This is a genomic window from Streptomyces sp. NPDC034049, assembly GCF_055575575.1.
Genome location: NZ_JBVISJ010000010.1, coordinates 122,595 through 139,860 on the forward strand (window position 1 = coordinate 122,595; position 17,266 = coordinate 139,860).

A 17,266-nucleotide genomic window follows, 5' to 3' on the forward strand; every position below is an offset into this window, starting at 1 on the left:
GCTACCTCCCTGATACGGGATCGGGGGCGGGTACGGAGCCGGGGTCGCCGTCCGGGCCCCGGGGCGGCCCGCCCTCGGTCGTCGGCAGCCACACCCGCATCGTCGAGGGGCCCCGGTTGGCCCAGGAGTGGTAGGGCACCAGGACGATCCCGGTGCGCTCGGCGGGCGGCTCCTGCGGGGCGTGCCCGAGCGGCTCGTACGGCCACGCCAGCGCGCTCGGCCCCGCGCCCCCGGCGACCTCCCCCGCGACCACGACCGTGCCGGCGGTGTCCGCCGTACCGCCGGGCCCGTCCTCGGGGTCGACGGAGGTGTCCACCCGTACGGCGTCGACATCGTTGCCTTCGGGGAGGTCGACCGACTCGGCGCAGTACACCAGCGGTCCGCGTTGCACGGCGACCGTGCCGCGTACGGCGTCGATGCGGGGGTCGGCGCGGATCCAGCGCGGGGCGACGGGGAGTTCGAGGCGTATCTCATCGCCGGGCCGGAAGACCCGGGTGAGGGCCGCCGTGCCCGGGGCGACCGGACGGCGCACCCCGTCCGGGTCGATCAGTGACGCGGTGGCGCCCGTCGCCCAGCGGGGCACCCGCAGGGAGAGGGTCCAGGGCCGACCGGGGGAGCGGCCGACCCGGACGGTCACGGTCCCGCCGGAGGGGTAGTCGGTACGGACCCGCAGGGCGACGCCCCGGCCGCCGGTGAGGGAGGTGGCGATGTCGGCGTCGGCGTACTGGTGCAGTTGCACGCCCTCGTCGTCCGCCGTCGCCAGATACGCCGGCAGCTGCGCCAGGGTGCGGGCCACGTTGGTCGGGCAGCACGACACGGCGAACCAGGGGGCGCGCAGCCCCGAGTCGGCGCGCGGGCTGTCGGTGTCCGGCGACGGTGCGACGCCCCGGTGCCGCCGGTGCAGGGTGTTGGCGTAGAAGAAGGACCGGCCGTCCTCGGCGGGAGAGGTCGCGACCACGTTGAACAGGGTCCGTTCGACGAGGTCGGCGAAGCGGGGCTCGCCGGTGGCCAGCAGCAGCCGCCAGCCGAGCATCACGGAGGCGACACCGGCGCAGGTCTCGGAGTAGGCGCGGTCCGGGGGCAGGACGAAGTCGTCGCCGAAGGACTCGTCGCGGTGGTGCGAGCCCATGCCTCCGGTGAGGTAGGTCCGGCGGGCCACCGCGGTCTCCCACTGGCGCACGACGGCGGCGAGCAGCTCGTCGTCCCCGGTCTCCACGGCCACGTCGACGGCCCCGGCCGCGAGGTAGAGGGCGCGGACGGCGTGGCCGCGCAGGGCCGTGGCCCGGCGTACGGGGACGTCGTCCTGGAAGTAGGCGCGGCCGAACTCGTTCTCGGTGAGGGTGCCGTGGCCGCGTCGGTCGACGAACAGCGCGGCCTGGTCGAGGTAGCGCTGCCGGCCGGTGAGGCGGGCCAGTTCCACCAGGCCCGACTCGATCTGGGGGTGGCCGCAGACGGACTCGATGCCGCCCGGCCCGAAGGTGGCGCACACATGGTCGGCGGCCCGCTGGGCGATCTTGGCGAGTTCGCCCTCGCCCCGGGCGCGGGCCTGGGCGACGCCGGCCTGGATCAGATGGCCCTGGCAGTAGAGCTCGTGGCCCTCCGCCAGGTCGCTGTAGCGGGCGGCCTGCCCGGGGCGGCCGAAGGCGGTGCCGAGATAGCCGTCCGGGTCCTGGGCGGGGGCGACGAGCTCGGTGAGGGCGGTGATCTCGTCGTCCAGCGGGGCGCCGCCGCCGTTCGCGGCCTCCCAGGCCATGGCTTCGAGGAGTTTGTAGACCTCGGAGTCGGCGAACTCCCGGCCGCGCCGGTCCCGTTCGATCCTGCCCTCGACGGCGGCCCTGAAGTTGCCGGTCCAGCCGACGCGGTCCATCCAGTCGCGGCAGTGGCCGAGCGTGGCGGTCGTGTTGGTGTGCCGTCGCCGGGCCCAGAAGCCCCCGGTGATCCTGACCTCGTCGAGTCCGAGCGGCCGCAGCCGGCCTCGGGTCGGTGCCACGGGCAGGACGGATGACATCACCGCGTTCTCCCTCACCTGTTCATGCCTCCGGTTCGTCCCTTCGGTCGTCGGGGGGCCGTGCGGGTCAGCCCTTGAGCGCGCCGGACATGAAGCCCCGGACGTAGTGCCGTTGCAGGAGCAGGAAGAGGAGCAGGCAGGGCACGGCGAGCACCACCACGCCCGCCTCGGTGGCGCCGTAGTCGACGGCGCCCATGCTCTGCTGCCGCAGGTTGGCGACGGCCAGCGGCAGGGGCGCCTTCTCGCTGTCGGAGATGAGGATCAGGGGTGCGATGAAGTCGTTCCAGGCGGCGAGGAACGCGAAGAGGCCCACGGTGATCAGCCCCGGCCGTACCGCCGGGAGGAGCACCCGGCGCAGCGCGCCCGCCGTGCCGCAGCCGTCGACGAGCGCCGACTCCTCCAGTTCACGTGGGACCGCCTCGAAGGAGATCCGCATCATGAAGGTGGCGAACGGCAGTTGGAACATGGCGAGGACGAGGCTCAGCCCGATCAGTGAGTTCTGCAGGTGCAGCCTGCCGAGCAGCACGTAGAGCGGGATGAGCAGGGTGGCGTACGGGACCATCAGGATGGCCAGGGTCAGCAGGAACAGCAGGTTCTTGCCGGGGAAGTCGAAACGGGCGAAGGCGTAGCCGCCGAGCAGGGAGACGCCGAGGGTGAGGGCGACGGTCAGCGCGGAGACGACCGTGCTGTTCAGCAGGTACTGCCACAGTCCCGCGTCGTACTCCAGCAGGGTCCGGTAGTTGCCGAGGCCGTACCCGGATTCCTGGGCGGTGCCGGGCTGCGGGCTGACCGACGCCCAGGTGTTCCACACCAGCGGGAAGAGGAAGATGACGGCCAGACCTCCGGCCACGACGTAGTGCGGTGTCCGGCCGAGAGCGCGGGCGAGCACGGTCTTGTCCCCTCTCATGACTCGTCGGCGCGGCGCAGACCGCGGAACTGGAGGACGTTGAGCAGCAGCAGCGAGGCCAGGACGAGGATCGAGAGGGCCGCGGCCGTCCCGAGGTTCATCCGCTGGAAGGCCTCGCGGTAGATCAACTGAACGACGGTGACGGTGCTGTTGTCCGGTCCGCCCTTGGTCAGGACGAAGAACTGGTCGAACGCGAGCAGCGATCCGGTCACGCAGAGCAGGAGCGACAGGGCGAGCGACGGCCGCAGCAGCGGCAGGGTGATGGAGCGGAAGACCTGGGCGCGGCTCGCGCCGTCCGTCCGGGCCGCCTCGTACACCTCGTGGGGGATGCGCTGGAGACCCACGAGCAGGATCAGCATGTAGAAGCCGGCGAACTTCCACACGACGAGGAACACCGTCGACAGCAGCGCGGAGGTCGGTGAACCGAGGAACGAGACGGGCTCGTCGGTGAGACCGAGCCGCTCGGGGACGCCGCCGAGCGGGCCGGTGGTCGGGCTGTAGAGGCCCCAGAAGAGCAGCGAGGCGGAGGCCAGTCCCAGGGCGCCGGGCAGGAAGTAGACGGTGCGGAAGAAGCCGGCGCCGGGGCGGGACTCCTGGACCAGCAGGGCGAGCAGGAGGGCCAGGCCCAGCAGGATCACCGTGACGATGACGGTGTAGAGCAGGGTGAAGCGGACCGCGGGCCAGAACAGGGTGGTGTCGGTGATGTCGGTGTAGTTCTCGGGGGCGTTGACACCTCGGTCCCCGGCGAGCAGCGGCCAGTCGCTGAGCGACATCTGCCCGACGAGCAGGAGCGGCAGGACGAAGAAGACCGCGACGAACACGGCTGTGGGAGCCGCGTAGGCGAGCCCCTTGGCCGGGCGGGACCGCCACCGCGGCACCGGCGCCCGCGCCGTTCGGCCCCGCTCCTCCGGCCGGGACCGGTACGCGGCGGACACGGACTCGGCCACCTTCACGGGCACACCCCTCCTCGATCCGCCACGGTCACGGGCACGGCCCTCCTCGATCCGCCACGGTCACGGGAATGCCCCTCCTCGGTCGGCCACCTTCACGGACGCGCCTCTCCTCGGTCCGCCGCCTACACGGGCACGGCCCTGCCGGGTGGGCCGCGCCCACCGGATCGGTCGTCCTCAGTCGGCCAGCGAAGCACTGACCGCCTCGTTGTCCTTGTCCACGGACGTCCCGTCGCCGAAGACGGCGTCGCGCATCAGCGTGAGCCAGGGCCCGTTGGGGTCGTTGAAGGTCTGGCCGAACTTCAGCGCGTACGGCGTGTGCCCGTCCGCGACGAGTTCGTTGATGGTGACGAGCCTGGGGTCGGCGGCGGAGTGCCGGTTGGACGCCAGGTCGCTGCGGGCCACCACGTCCTTGTGGGCGGCGACCACGTCGACCTGCGCCTTGTCGCCGAGGGTCCAGGCGAGGAAGTTCCAGGCCTGGTCGGCCTTCTCGCTGGTCGCGGAGACCCCGATGGCGTCGCCGCCGACGAAGGTGGCCCTGCCGCCGTCCGGGCCGGGGATGGGGGCGACCCCGACGTCCAGGTCCTTGGGCATCAGCCCGAGCGTGGTCGACGGCATCGGCATGACCCCGACCTGGCCCTTGGGGAAGATCCCGGTCCAGGTCGTGCCGGTCTCGTCCTTCGCGCCGGGCGCCACGATGTCGTCGTCGACCCAGCCCCGATAGGTGTCGTAGACCTTCTTGGCGGTGGCGGAGGCGAGAAGCGCCTCGGTGCCGTCCTCGTCGAGGACCTCCTCACCGGCCGCCCAGATGGACGGCCACCAGGTGAAGACACCGCAGCCGCCGCAGTTGCCGCCGAAGAAGGTGCCGTTGACGTCGCCTCCGAGCTTGTCCACGGCGCGCGCCTGCGCGTCCCACTCGGCCAGCGTGGCCGGCGGCTTCTCCGGGTCGAGCTTCGCCTTGCGGTAGAGGTCCTTGTTGTAGAAGAGCACCGACAGGTCGAGGGTGTGCGGCACCACGTACTTCTTGTCCTCGTACGTGCCGGCCTTGATGTGCGACGGGGCCAGGTGCTCGGCGAAGGGCAGGGCGTCGATGCGTTCGGTGAGGTTGGCGAAGAGGCCGCTGGAGGTGTAGTTGGGGACGAAGACCACGTCGGAGGCGAAGAGGTCGGGCAGGTCGCGGGAGCCGGCGGCGGCGCCGACCTTCGCCTGGTAGTCGTCGGTGGGGACGACGGTCAGCTCGACCTTGTTCTTGTGGCTCGCGTTGTAGGCCTTCACCAGGGCCTCGCTCTGCGGCCGGGTGGCGGCGCGCGTCCACATCGTGAGGGTGGCGCCGTCGTCGACGCCGGTGGCGTTCGCCGCTCCGCCGCCTCCGCCCGAGTCGCCGTCGCCCGACCCGCAGGCGGTGACCAGGCTCGCGGCGGCGAGCAGTGCGACGGCCCCGGTGGCGAGACGCCCCGCGCGGCCACGTGGTCCGAGCGTGCTCCCCATGTTCGATCCCCCTTGTCACAAAGTGGTGTCACAGAGCGGTGGCGCTGAACCGGGTGACGGAGACGAAAGAAACCGAAAAGGCTTTCTGAGACGCTAGGCGGCGCCTGAATACCCGTCAATCCCCTTGCAGAGAGCGGTTGTCGACGACCGACGGAAGCCGTGCGGGCAGCCGGACCGAAACGTTTCCCGTAAGGTTCCGGGTGCGGCGTGTCATCCTCGGCGAGGTCGACACGCGTGGCGAGACAGGAGATCACCCATGGCACAGGCCACCGGCCCCTCTCGTTCGCAGCCCGCCACGCTGGGCGACGTCGCCCGGCTGGCGGGCGTCTCGATCGCCACGGCGTCCAAGGCGCTCAACGGCCGCAGCCAGGTCCGCGCGGAGACCAGGCAACGGGTCGTCGAGGCCGCCGAGCGGCTGTCGTTCCGCCCCAACCAGGTGGCGCGCGGTCTGCTCGCCGGGCGCACCGGCACCGTGGGGCTGCTGACCAGCGATCTGGAGGGCAGATTCGGCATACCGATCCTGATGGGTGCCGAGGACGCCTTCGGCGCGGGCGAGGTCGCGGTCTTCCTGTGCGACGCGCGCGGGGACACGATCCGTGAACAGCACCATCTGCGCGCCCTGTTGGGCCGCCGCGTGGACGGTCTCATCGTGGTCGGCAGCCGCACCGACCCCCGTCCCTCGCTGGGGCGCGAGGTGCCCGTGCCCGTCGTCTACGCCTACGCCCCCTCCGAGGACCCGGCGGACTTCTCCGTCGTCCCGGACAGCGTCGGCGCCGGCCGGATCGCCGTGGAACACCTCCTGGCCTGCGGCCGCGGCCGGATCGCGCACATCACCGGTGACCCCGGCTACCTCGCGGCGCGGGACCGCGCCGAGGGGGCGCGGGCCGCGCTCGCCGACGCCGGACTCTCCCTGATCGGCGAGCCCCGGTACGGCGCGTGGTCGGAGGGCTGGGGCCGGGCCGCGACCGCGATGCTCCTCGACCGGCACCCCGACATCGACGCCGTCCTCTGCGGCAGCGACCAGATCGCCCGCGGCGTCATGGACGTCCTGCGCGAACGCGGCCACCGTGTCCCCGAGGACATCGCGGTCATGGGCTTCGACAACTGGCAGATCCTGACCGCCGGTTCACGACCGCCGCTGACCAGCGTCGACATGAACCTCGAACAGGTGGGCCGCGTAGCCGCCCACGCCCTCTTCGCCGCCATAGCCGGCACCCCCCGCACCGGCACCGAAACCCTCCCCTGCAAGGTGGTGATCAGGGGCTCCACGGCACCACTGTCGTGACGGCGGTGCGTCGGAGGTACGGCGTCGGAGGTGCGTCGTCGACCCCGGTCGGACCCGGCAGACCCACCAGGAACCCGGTCGCCCGGCAGGCCGACCGGTGGGCCATGTCGGCCCGGTGTCTGGTGACGTCGGCGGTGCGAGGTGGAGTCTGGCCACAACGCCGCGCCTGGGTTCCGCAGCAGATGCGGGACGCCGACGCTTCGGGCCGCGCCGGACGGTCATGGTGGAGGGGGACACCGGCTCCCAGTTCTCGCTCGGAGACGCCGCGCTTGAGCCGGAGCCGCTGCGGATCCCAACGCCGTCGCAGTCGTCCCGGACTCCCGGTCCCTCAAGGGCGCCGAGACAGTGGGCCAGGACACCCGCGGCTTCGACGGCGGGAAATCGATCAACGCCAGGAAGCGGCACCCGGCCGTCGACATGCGCGGCATGGCTCTGTCCGTCATGGCCACCAGGGCCTCGCGGCACGACAACATCCCCGCCGTGACCAGCTCTTCCGTCTGCGCTTGCCCCATCCCGAACTCGCCGTCGCCTCACGCGCCCCTCCCGGCCGCCACGCACCACGCCACACCCCGTCGAACCTGTGCAAGCGGCCGGTGAGCCCCAGCCCATACGCATCCGGACGCAGCCACAGAGGATCCGGCTGGCCCCAACCGCGTTGCGCTGATCGGGGACCAGCCATCATCAGAAGTCGTGCATCGAGTCGTTCGCGCCCGCGATGCTCTCGCACGGGCCGAGGAGATACGCGCCCCTCGCGACGCCTTGCAGAAGGCTCTCGGCGGTTGCCTCGGCAGTCAGGTTGGTGGAATCCAGGACGTGGGCCTCGTAGACACCGACATTGCTGAACTGGTCATGCAGTGAGCGAATCGGCTCAGGGTCGGTCAAGGCGTCGCCGGCCCGGTTCGTTGCCCGTTCCAGCGTGGTGTGCCGGTCCGGCCGAATGACGACATAGCTCAGCCGCAGAGCCCGCTCCCGGGCCGTCGCACGGAAGAGGTCGATGAACCAGGGCCCGACGACGCCGTCACAGATCACCTGGTAGCCGCCGTCCGCATAGCCGAACGCAGCCGAGACCAGTACCTGAAGGACTACCTGATTCTGTTGATGTGCTCCGGGCAAGTAGGGCGCGATCCAGCCCTGCTTGATATAGCGCCAGAAGTCGTCGCTGTGCAGGTGGACGCTAGGTGCCAGGCGATCGACCAGCAACTGCGCCACAGTGCTCTTGCCCGCACCGGGCGGCCCGGTCAAGACGATCACCTGGCCCCGATGAGGAGATGTCCGAGAGACGGGCGGCGGATTCATGCCGCTACCGTGCCACGTTCACCCGGCACGCCGCTGCCCTCGCCTTTGGAGGCGGCATTACCGCACTACAGCCGGCCCTGCCAGACGGTCACGGATCACGGGTTCCGACACAGCTTCTGACCACAGCGACGGCCTCCACCACGCGGTCCAAGCTGTCACCCCCATGCACGACCTCGCCCCGGCCTCGTGATCAGAACGGCCATGGTCCAGCTCCGGCCTGCACCAGCAAGCCCTCTGCAACGCCCTTCAGCGGGACTCGTCCAGATATCCCCGCGCCAGCTCCCCCGCGCGCGTGAACCAGTCGACGAGCAGGGCCAGTTCGTCGGGTGAGTACCGGGCGAAGAGTTCGGCGAGGCGGGTGTAGAACGGGCCGTAGACGGCCACCACCCGCTCGGCCGCGTCCGGGACCGCCACCACCCGCACCCGGCGCCGGTCGGCCGGATCGGGCTGCCGCGCCACGAAGCCGCCGCGCTCCAGACGGTTGAGCACACCGGTCACCGCTCCCGTGGTGACATGCGCGCGCGTGGCCAGATCACCCGCGGTGACCGGCGCGTCCCCCGCCTCCAGGACGTACGCGAAACAGACCAGGTCGGTGACGCTCAGCCCGAGGTTCCGGGCGAACTCCTGCTGACCGACGATCATCGTCGCGATCAGGCCGTCCATGGCACCGATCGCGTCGGGCACGGTGGGGCGACGTTCGGCCTCCATTGAATTCGCCTCCGGGGCAAGCTAAATTCCTTACTCGCTAAGACATCTTACGACGCCGTGGGCGTGGCCACGGCATGCCGTGGCGCGCCCGCGCGCGAGGGGAGCGGACACCATGAGTCTGTACGACGAGGGCCACACCGTGGCCGGCTGGACCGGCACCGCCATCGGCGCCGTGGGTTCGACGGCACTCGGCCTGGGCGTATGCGGCTGGACCCCCGGGTTCACCCTGGGCGCCGTCATCTCGGTCGCGGCACTCGTCGTCACCTGGGCCCTGCACCTCGCCGGCTGGGGCAAGCCGCCGGGCCCCCGCCCCCGTGACCAGTGGAGCCTCCGGGTCCGCGACCGCTCCGCACGCGGCGGCCACGTCGACTGCCTCGGCTGCCGCCTGGCCGGCCGCCGCCGCGCCCCCGCCCGGCTCCCCGCCGTACCCGGACCCGCCACCGCCGCCGACACCACCGGCCCAGGCGCCACCGGCACCGCCCCCGCCGTGATCCCGGCGGGAGAGGCCTCGCACTGAACGAAGGCCCCGGCAGCGGGGAGTAAACGCTTACCCTCCTGAGGGGTCGCAGTTCCGCAACCACCCGCCGTCCACAGCCTTCCATGCAGTAACGTCGAACCGTGACGGTCAATGAAAACGGTCGCCGGAGCAGCGCCGAAGCAAGCGGTGCCAGGCGTCGACGGAGCAGCACCTCGGGCGGCGAGCGACCCAGCACGATTCGGGACGTCGCCGCGCGCGCCGGGGTCTCCGTAGCAACCGTTTCCCGCACACTCGCCGGTAACTACCCCGTCTCCACGGAGACCAGGGCCCGGGTGATGGCGGCGGTCGACTCCCTGCACTACGTGGTGAACGTGCACGCCAAGGCGCTCTCCGGCCGCGTCGCCGGCCCCGTCGCCCTGGTCATCAAGGACATCACCGGCCCCTCCCTCGCCCATGTCGCGGCGGGGGTGGAGCAGGCGGCCGCCGACCGGGGCCGGCTGAGTCTGGTGTGCGCCACGCACGACGACTCGGCCCGTGAGGACGACCTGGTCCAGCTGATGCGCGAGCAGCACGCGGCGGCGGTCGTCCTCGTCGGCGGCGCCCGGCAGGACGAGGCGTACCGGCGGCGGATGGCCGAGTACGCGACGGCGCTGGACGCGGCGGGCTCCCGGCTGGTGCTGGTGGGTCGTCCCCCGCTGCCCGGCTCCCTCCCGGTCACGGTGGTGCAGTACGACAACCGGGGCGGCGCCTTCCAGGCCACCGACCATCTGCTGACCGCCGGGCACCGGCGCGTCCTCTTCCTGGGCGGCGACCCCGGCCTCAGCACCGCCGACCAGCGCCGGGACGGCTTCCTGCACGCGCTGCGCGCCCATGGCGTCGAGCACACCGAGGAGTTGGAGCTGCCGGGCCCGTACACCCGGGTCTCGGGCTACCAGCGCACTCGGGAGGCACTGGCCGCCGGTCTCGACTTCACGGCCGTCTTCGCGGGCACCGACATGGTGGCCACGGGCGCGCTCGCCGCGCTGCGCGAGGCCGGGCTCGACGTCCCGGGTGACGTCTCCCTGGTCGGCTTCGACGACGTCCCGTTCGCCGCCGACCTCACCCCCGCGCTGACCACGGTGCGGGTGCCGTACGAGGATCTGGGGCGTACGGCCGTCCGGTTGGCACTGGAGCGCGAGGAGCGCCTGGGCGGCGACGACCACGTGGTGCTGAGCACGCAGTTGGTGATCCGCCAGTCTGTACGCACGCTGTCGTGAGGGTGGGCACCGGCCGGTGACTGCGGGGGCGGCGCTGGAGGCGGACGCCGCGACAACCCGGGACAACCCGCCCCTGCGCGCGAGAGTTTGGCGAAGCGTCACCTCGTCGTGAAGTCGCAGGCGCCATCAGGTCAACCGTCCCGGACTATTGACTCGGATCACCACAGTAGCGATTCTCGTCACATCGCTTGTGCCAGCCATGACAATCGGGCTATGGCGTCGTGGGTGTTCAACGCGTCCCGGAACGGTCTGGCCGATCGACCGCGCATCCCCCGACCGAGGACGTGAGTATGACCGGGACTCCACGCGCCCACCGCAGCCGCAGACCCCTCATGGTGCTGGCGCTGTTGCTGACCGCGATGGGCATGCTGCTCAGCCCGTCGCCGAGTTCGGCGGCCACCGGCGACTGGTGGCTGCCCACCTCACGGCCGTCGCCGGATTCCCAGATCAACGTGACGGGCGAGCCGTTCAAGGGGACCGACTCGGCGGGTGACGTGCGCGGGTTCGTCGACGCGCACAACCACCTGTTCTCCAACGAGGCGTTCGGCGGCCGGCTCATCTGCGGCAAGGTGTTCTCGACCGCGGGCATCGCGGACGCGCTGAAGGACTGTCCCGAGCACTACCCGGACGGTTCCCTCGCGATCTTCGACTACATCACCCACGGCGGCGACGGCAAGCACGACCCGGTCGGCTACCCGACGTTCAAGGACTGGCCGGCGTACGACTCGATGACCCACCAGGCGAACTACTACGCCTGGATCGAGCGCGCCTGGCGCGGTGGTCAGCGGGTGCTCGTCAACGACCTGGTCACCAACGGGATGATCTGCTCGATCTACCCGTTCAAGGACCGCAGCTGCGACGAGATGACCTCGATCCGGCTCCAGGCGAAGCTGACCTACGACCTCCAGGCGTACATCGACGCGCAGTACGGCGGCACCGGCAAGGGCTGGTTCCGGATCGTCACCGACAGCGCGCAGGCCCGTGAGGTCGTCAAGCAGGGCAAGCTCGCCGTCGTCCTGGGGGTGGAGACCTCCGAGCCGTTCGGCTGCAAGCAGATCCTCGACGTCCCGCAGTGCAGCAAGGCGGACATCGACAAGGGGCTCGACGAGCTCTACGGCCTGGGTGTGCGCAGCATGTTCCTGTGCCACAAGTTCGACAACGCGCTGTGCGGCGTCCGCTTCGACGAGCACGGTCTCGGTACGGCGATCAACGTCGGGCAGTTCCTGTCGACGGGCACCTTCTGGCAGACGGAGAAGTGCAAGGGCCCGCAGAAGGACAACCCGATCGGTGGGGCGGCGACGGAGGCCGAGGCGGACCTGCCGGAGGGCACCGAGGTGCCGGAGTACGACGACAGCGCGCAGTGCAACGTGCGGGGGCTGACCGATCTCGGTGAGTACGCCGTGCAGGGCATGATGAAGCGCAAGATGATGCTCGAGATCGACCACATGAGCGTCAAGGCGACCGGCCAGGCGCTGGACATGTTCGAGGCCGCGTCCTACCCGGGCGTGCTGTCCTCGCACAGCTGGATGGATCTCAACTGGACGGAGCGGGTCTACTCGCTCGGCGGTTTCGTCGCCCAGTACATGCACGGGTCCGAGGAGTTCAGCGCGGAGGCGAAGCGCACGGACGCGCTGCGGACGAAGTACGACGTGGGCTACGGCTACGGCACCGACTTCAACGGCATCGGTGACCACCCCGCCCCGCGCGGCGCGAACACCTCCAACCCGGTGACGTACCCCTTCAAGAGCGTCGACGGCGGCTCGACGATCGACAAGCAGACCACGGGCCAGCGCACCTGGAACTACAACACCGACGGCGCCGCGCATGTCGGCATGATCCCGGACTGGATCGAGGACATCAGGCTCGTCGGCGGCCAGGGTGTGGTGGACGACCTCTTCAAGGGCGCCGAGTCCTACCTCGGCACCTGGGGCGCCTCCGAGGCCCACCAGGCGGGCGTGAACCTCGCCAAGGGCGTGTCGGCGACGGCCAGTTCGTCCGAGTCGAACCCGGTCACCAGCTACCAGCCCGGGCGGGCGGTGGACGGCGACGGCGGCACCCGCTGGGCGAGCGACTGGAGCGACAGCCAGTGGCTGCAGCTGGACCTCGGTTCGTCGCGGGTGATCAAGAAGGTCACGCTCGACTGGGAACGCGCCTACGGCAAGGCGTACCGGATCGACGTCTCCACGGACGGCTCGACCTGGAGGACCGTGTGGTCCACGACCTCCGGTGACGGCGGCCTGGACACGGCCTCGTTCTCGGCGGTGTCGGCCCGCTATGTTCGCATGCTGGGGACCGACCGCGGCACGGACTGGGGTTACTCCCTCTACGAGGTCGGCGTCTACAGCGGCTGACCGCACTTCACGGGGGAAAGAGGGGCTCATATGGCACGCCTGCCGTCGGCCGAGCGGCGCAGACAGCTCACCGAGGCCGCGATCCGCGCGATGACCCGGGACGGCGTCCCCAGGACGACGACCCGGTCCATCGCGGCCGAGGCGGGCGTGTCACTGAGCGTCTTCCACTACTGCTTCGAGTCGAAGCAGGAACTGATCGAGTCCGTCATCACCACGATCACCGGGCACTACGTCACGCTGGTGAGGGAGGCGATCCGGCCCCGCGGCACCCTCAGGGAGACCGTCCGGGCCGGTTTCCAGGCCTACTGGGACCATGTCTCCACCCACCCGGGCGAACACATGCTGACCTACGAGCTGACCCAGTACGCCCTGCGCGAGCCGGGCTTCGAGCACCTGGCCCGGCGGCAGTACGAGATGTACCAGGCCACCTACGCCGACCTCATCGAACAGCTGCGGCTGTCCATGCGCTTCGAACTGACGGTCCCCATACCGGTCCTGGCCCGCTACCTCGCCGCCATGACCGACGGCCTCACCCTGAACTTCCTGGTCCTGGGCGACGACGCGGCCTGGACGAACATCCTCGACACCATCACCGACCATGTGGCCGGCATGGTGCGCGAGGAGGTCCGTCCGTAGCCGTCAGCGGGCCGACGCCGCGATCAACTGGTCCAGGAGGGCGATCAGGACGTCTCGGCACGAGGTGCGTTCGCGGGCGTCGAAGAGGAGGACCGGGGTGGTCTCGGGAAGGGCCAGGGACTCCCGGATGACCTCGGGCTCGTAGGGGTGCTCGCCGTGGAAGCCGTTGACGCCGATGACGAACGGGATCTTGCGGCGTTCGAAGAAGTCGATGGCGGCGAAGCTGGACTCGGGGCGGCGCACGTCGACCAGGACGACGGCGCCGAGGGCGCCGATCGCGAGGTCGTTCCACATGAACCAGAACCGCTGCTGTCCGGGCGTACCGAACAGATAGAGCACGAGGTCCTGGCCGATGCTGATCCGGCCGAAGTCCAGGGCCACCGTGGTGGCGTTCTTCTCGGGGATGCCGTCGAGGTCGTCGACCCCGAGCCCGGCGGTGGTGAGGGGTTCCTCCGTGCGCAGCGGGACGATCTCGCTGACCGACCCGACCATGGTGGTCTTCCCGACGCCGAATCCGCCGGCGATGAGGATCTTCACCGTGTCGGGTGCCGAGATGCCCTGTGCGGTGTGGTCAGAGCCGGCCAAGGCCGTCCCTCACTTTCTTCAGCAGGTCCAGGTCGGGGGCGCGGGCGATCAGACGTGGCTGACGGACGCTGATCCGGCCCGCCTCCAGCAGGTCGCAGAGCATGATCGCGACCACGCTCACCGGGAGGTCGAGCTTGCTGGCCAGCTCCGCCACCACGATCGGCTTCGCGCACAGCCTGACGATCCGGGTGTGCTCCGGCTGCGGCCGGGTGCCCCCGGCCGGCTGCGGGTCCACGGCCGTCACCATGGTGATGAGGGTGAAGTCGCCACGGGCGGGCCGGGTGCGGCCGCCCGTCAGGGTGAACGGGCGAACCAGCCGGCCCGCAGCGTCGCCTCCGTTCACCTCACTCGCCGCTGTCGGCCGCGACGACACCGGCGCGTGGGGCCGCGCTGAGGTGCTCGCCGATCTTCTTCACCAGCATGTTCATCTGGTACGCGACCACGCCGACGTCGGCGCCCTGCCGGGTCAGCACGGCGAGGTTGGCGCCGGGTCCGGCGTTGGTGAGGATCAGGAAGGCGTTGCCCATCTCGATGAGCAGCTGACGGACGGGCCCGCCGCGGAAGTCCATGCTGACGCCCTTGCTGAGGCTCATCAGGCCGGACGCGGTCGCCGCCAGCCGCTCGGCGTCGTCGCGCAGGAACGCGGTGGACTTGCTGACGACCAGTCCGTCCTCGGAGAGCACGACGGCGTGGTCGACCTCGGCGACCCGGTCCACCAGTCCGGTGAGCAGCTGGTCGAGCTGGCTGTGGGTGGCGGGGATGGGGCGTGTCATCTGTGTGTCCTTCAATGAGCGGTCTGCGAGGGAGCAAGTCGTGGGGACGTCAGGTGCCGGAGGCGGGGACTCGGTCTCCTGGGTCTTCGGATGCGGTTTCCTCCCCGGTCGCGTGATCGGATTCCGTGTCGTCGTCGCGTGCCTGGAGCGTGCCGCGCTGGAACCCGGCGAGCGAGGAGGCGGCCCGCTCGGCGGTGAAGTCGTCGGCGTCGCCGTCCGGGCAGGGCCCGGCCTCCTCCTTCAGCTCCGCCGCCAGACTGGTCTGCGGGATCCGGCGGGGCAACGGCATGAGGCCGCCCTTCTTCCCGGCCCGGGACTTCTCGCCTCGGGGCTCCCCCGCTCGGGGCGCCCCGGCTCGCGGCTGCCCGGCGGGGGCCGGCCGTGTCCCGTTCACGTCCTCGAAGGTGTCGGCGGGCCGTGCGTGCGCGGCGGGCCGTTCCTCCGGCGCCCCCTCCTCCGGCCCGTCGTCCGGCGTCGCGCGGTCCGCGTCCTGCCCTGCGGCCGCGGACCGCGGCTCCGCCGCGGCGGCGACCCGGGCGGCCACCGGCGAGGTGCGGGACGGCGGTTGGACCGGCTCGGTGCCGTCCTCGTCCGGGACGGGCGCCTCGCGCACCACGATCTCCTCCGGGATCAGCACGATCGCGGTGGTGCCGCCGTACGGCGAGGCGCGCAGGGTGACGGTGATGCCGTGCCGGGTGGCGAGCCGGGCGATGACGAACATGCCGAGCCGGAGGTCGTCGGCGAGCGCGACCACGTCGAACTGCGGGGGCACCGCCAGCTGGGCGTTGAACGCGGCGTAGTCCTCCTCGGACATGCCGAGTCCCCGGTCCTCCACCTCCAGGGCGAGGCCCTTGGCGACGATCGCGGCGCGGACGCTCACCGGGCTGGGCGCGGGTGAGTAGGCGGTGGCGTTGTCGATGAGCTCGGCGAGGAGGTGGATGACGTCGGCCACGGCGGGCGGGGCGATCCACACCTCGTCGTCGGTGTGCACCTCCACCCGCTGGTACTGGGCGACCTCGCCGACGGCGCTGCGCAGGATGTCGATCAGGGCGACCGGTTCGGTCCAGCTGCGGCCGGGCCGCTCGCCGCTGATGATGACCAGGTTCTCCTCGTAGCGGCGCAACTGGCTGGCGGTGGAGTCCAGTTCGTACAGGCCCTTGAGGATCTCCGGGTCCTGGTGCTGGCGCTCCAGCTTGTCGAGCTTGGTGAGCTGGAGGTTGACCAGGTTCTGGCTCTGCCGGGCGATGCCGAGGATGACGCGCTGGAAGCCGCGCCGGGTGTCGGCGAGTTCCACGGCGGTGTGCACGGCGGTGCGTTGGGCGGCGTTGAACGCCTTGGCTACCTGGCCGAGTTCGTCGGTGCCGTAGTCGAGGGGTGCCGCGGCCTCGTCCACGTCGACCTTCTCGCCCCGGTCGAGGCGGGCGACGACGTCGGGCAGCCGGTGCTCGGCGAGGCCGAGGGTGGCGGTGCGCAGGCCGGTGAGCCGCCGGGACAGGGAGCGCGTGATGCGCCAGGACATCACGACGCACACCAGCAGCGCGGCGAGACCGCCGGCGCTCAGCGAGGCGGCCGTGATGAGCAGCCCGCGGGCCTCCTCGCCGCTGCGGTCCAGCAGCGTCCCGGTCTGTTCGCGGATCAGCTTCTCGTACTGGACGGACAGCCGCGCCATCGCGCCGTCCCACTCGGCCTGGGCCCGCGGCAGCCTGGTCCTGCGGGCGTCCCCGGTGCCCGTGGTGTGGGCCGAGAGGACCTCGTCCTCCACCTTCTGCAGCGTCTGCCAGTCCTTGCCCTGGATGACCTTCTCGATCTCGGTCTTGACCTGGCCCTCCACCGTGTGGACGAGCTGGTCGTCGACGAGCCAGCGGCGGGCGCTGACCACGCGGGCGAAGTGCTGGCGACTGGCCTCGTCCAGTTCGCCCGAGGGCCAGTTGAGGGTGAGGATCGCGTCGCCCTGGGAGACCAGTTCCGCGGCCTGTTCGAGGGTGACGAGCGGTCCGGCCTGTGAGGTGAGGTCGCCGTCGTCGACCTGGGAGAGCGCCTGGAAGGCGTGGATCTGGCCGTCGATGATGTCGGTGTACTGGTCGAGGATCTGCTCGGGCGTGATGTCGGTGGGGTTGTCCACCTGGTCCCGGTAGTACTCCAGGCTGCCGGAGCCTGCCATCACCGAGTACAGGCGCTGGCTGATGCGGTCGGGGGCGTCCTCGATGGCGCCGGCGCGCGAGGCGAGCTTCGCGACCGCCCGGTCGGTCACCCGGCGCTGCTGGTCGAGGGCGTCCATGGAGCTGCCGGGGGCCGCCATGTAGGCCGCGGACAGGGCGCGCTCGCGTTGCAGGGCGAGGGTCGCCTCGGTTCCCATGGCACCGGTGGACTTGCTCAGTCCGGTCTGCGTCCGCAGCCGCAGGCCCTCCGAGAACATCTGGGTCGTCGTCACACCCCAGCTCACGGCCAGCGTGACGCTGGGGATCAGAGCCAGGAGGATCAGCGAGAGACGTATGGAGCCGAGACGGCGCCGGGCGCCGGTCCGTGAGGGCATCGTCGTCCTTGG

Annotated in this window: 15 protein-coding genes; 5 read left to right on the plus strand and 10 right to left on the minus strand. The window is 71.1% G+C overall.

Annotation, left to right across the window (positions count from 1 at the left end):
• Window position 1: 1 nt before the first annotated feature.
• The 4 genes from ACZ52C_RS27295 to ACZ52C_RS27310 form a co-directional block, all read right to left on the minus strand.
• A complete protein-coding gene (locus tag ACZ52C_RS27295; protein ID WP_469077412.1) occupies window positions 2-2,008 on the minus strand; it encodes a glycoside hydrolase family 127 protein in 2,007 nt (668 codons plus the stop codon).
• A gap of 67 nt (window positions 2,009-2,075) precedes the next feature.
• Window positions 2,076-2,897 (minus strand): carbohydrate ABC transporter permease, encoded by an 822-nt coding sequence (locus ACZ52C_RS27300; protein WP_086804211.1) that lies wholly within the window; start codon window positions 2,895-2,897, stop codon window positions 2,076-2,078.
• 14 nt (window positions 2,898-2,911) lie between these two features.
• On the minus strand, window positions 2,912-3,850 hold the full coding sequence (locus ACZ52C_RS27305) for a carbohydrate ABC transporter permease (protein WP_469077413.1): 939 nt from the start codon (window positions 3,848-3,850) through the stop codon (window positions 2,912-2,914).
• A 192-nt stretch (window positions 3,851-4,042) separates the two neighbouring features.
• Window positions 4,043-5,353, minus strand: coding sequence for an ABC transporter substrate-binding protein (locus ACZ52C_RS27310; RefSeq protein ID WP_469077243.1), 1,311 nt, complete (start codon window positions 5,351-5,353; stop codon window positions 4,043-4,045).
• A gap of 256 nt (window positions 5,354-5,609) precedes the next feature.
• Between ACZ52C_RS27310 and ACZ52C_RS27315 the strand changes: the two genes are divergently transcribed.
• Window positions 5,610-6,638, plus strand: a complete 1,029-nt coding sequence (locus tag ACZ52C_RS27315) for a LacI family DNA-binding transcriptional regulator (protein ID WP_469077244.1) — start codon at window positions 5,610-5,612, stop codon at window positions 6,636-6,638.
• A 681-nt stretch (window positions 6,639-7,319) separates the two neighbouring features.
• Here the strand turns inward: ACZ52C_RS27315 and ACZ52C_RS27320 are convergent.
• Together ACZ52C_RS27320 and ACZ52C_RS27325 are read right to left on the minus strand one after the other, a co-directional pair.
• Entirely contained in the window at window positions 7,320-7,889 is a 570-nt protein-coding gene (locus tag ACZ52C_RS27320) for an AAA family ATPase (RefSeq protein ID WP_469077245.1), read from the minus strand.
• A gap of 291 nt (window positions 7,890-8,180) precedes the next feature.
• On the minus strand, window positions 8,181-8,642 hold the full coding sequence (locus ACZ52C_RS27325) for a MarR family winged helix-turn-helix transcriptional regulator (RefSeq protein ID WP_469077246.1): 462 nt from the start codon (window positions 8,640-8,642) through the stop codon (window positions 8,181-8,183).
• A 112-nt stretch (window positions 8,643-8,754) separates the two neighbouring features.
• Here ACZ52C_RS27325 and ACZ52C_RS27330 point away from each other — a divergent pair, with 112 nt between their 5' ends.
• The 4 genes from ACZ52C_RS27330 to ACZ52C_RS27345 all read left to right on the plus strand — a co-directional run bounded on the left by ACZ52C_RS27330 (window position 8,755) and on the right by ACZ52C_RS27345 (window position 13,363).
• Window positions 8,755-9,159 (plus strand): HGxxPAAW family protein, encoded by a 405-nt coding sequence (locus tag ACZ52C_RS27330; RefSeq protein WP_469077247.1) that lies wholly within the window; start codon window positions 8,755-8,757, stop codon window positions 9,157-9,159.
• Between the two features lie 101 nt (window positions 9,160-9,260).
• Window positions 9,261-10,376, plus strand: coding sequence for a LacI family DNA-binding transcriptional regulator (locus ACZ52C_RS27335; RefSeq protein ID WP_469077248.1), 1,116 nt, complete (start codon window positions 9,261-9,263; stop codon window positions 10,374-10,376).
• A gap of 290 nt (window positions 10,377-10,666) precedes the next feature.
• Window positions 10,667-12,727 carry a galactose-binding domain-containing protein gene (locus ACZ52C_RS27340; RefSeq protein WP_469077249.1) on the plus strand — a complete coding sequence of 687 codons (2,061 nt, stop codon included), beginning with the start codon at window positions 10,667-10,669 and terminating at the stop codon, window positions 12,725-12,727.
• Window positions 12,728-12,757: 30 nt separating this feature from the next.
• Window positions 12,758-13,363: a TetR/AcrR family transcriptional regulator gene (locus ACZ52C_RS27345; RefSeq protein ID WP_469077250.1), complete on the plus strand. Its 606-nt coding sequence runs from the start codon at window positions 12,758-12,760 to the stop codon at window positions 13,361-13,363.
• Between the two features lie 3 nt (window positions 13,364-13,366).
• Here the strand turns inward: ACZ52C_RS27345 and ACZ52C_RS27350 are convergent, their stop codons facing one another.
• Genes ACZ52C_RS27350 through ACZ52C_RS27365 form a run of 4 tightly spaced genes read right to left on the minus strand, consistent with a single transcriptional unit; the run spans window position 13,367 to window position 17,254 of the window.
• The gene (locus ACZ52C_RS27350) at window positions 13,367-13,948 is read right to left on the minus strand and encodes a GTP-binding protein (protein WP_469077251.1); all 582 of its coding nucleotides are present in this window, start codon (window positions 13,946-13,948) and stop codon (window positions 13,367-13,369) included.
• Window positions 13,935-14,291, minus strand: coding sequence for a DUF742 domain-containing protein (locus ACZ52C_RS27355; RefSeq protein WP_045562949.1), 357 nt, complete (start codon window positions 14,289-14,291; stop codon window positions 13,935-13,937). Before ACZ52C_RS27355 ends, ACZ52C_RS27350 begins: the two co-directional genes overlap by 14 nt.
• 1 nt (window position 14,292) lies before the next feature.
• Complete coding sequence (locus ACZ52C_RS27360; RefSeq protein ID WP_020114533.1) at window positions 14,293-14,721, minus strand: roadblock/LC7 domain-containing protein; 429 nt, start codon at window positions 14,719-14,721, stop codon at window positions 14,293-14,295.
• Between the two features lie 49 nt (window positions 14,722-14,770).
• Complete coding sequence (locus ACZ52C_RS27365) at window positions 14,771-17,254, minus strand: nitrate- and nitrite sensing domain-containing protein (RefSeq protein ID WP_469077252.1); 2,484 nt, start codon at window positions 17,252-17,254, stop codon at window positions 14,771-14,773.
• Window positions 17,255-17,266: the final 12 nt, after the last annotated feature.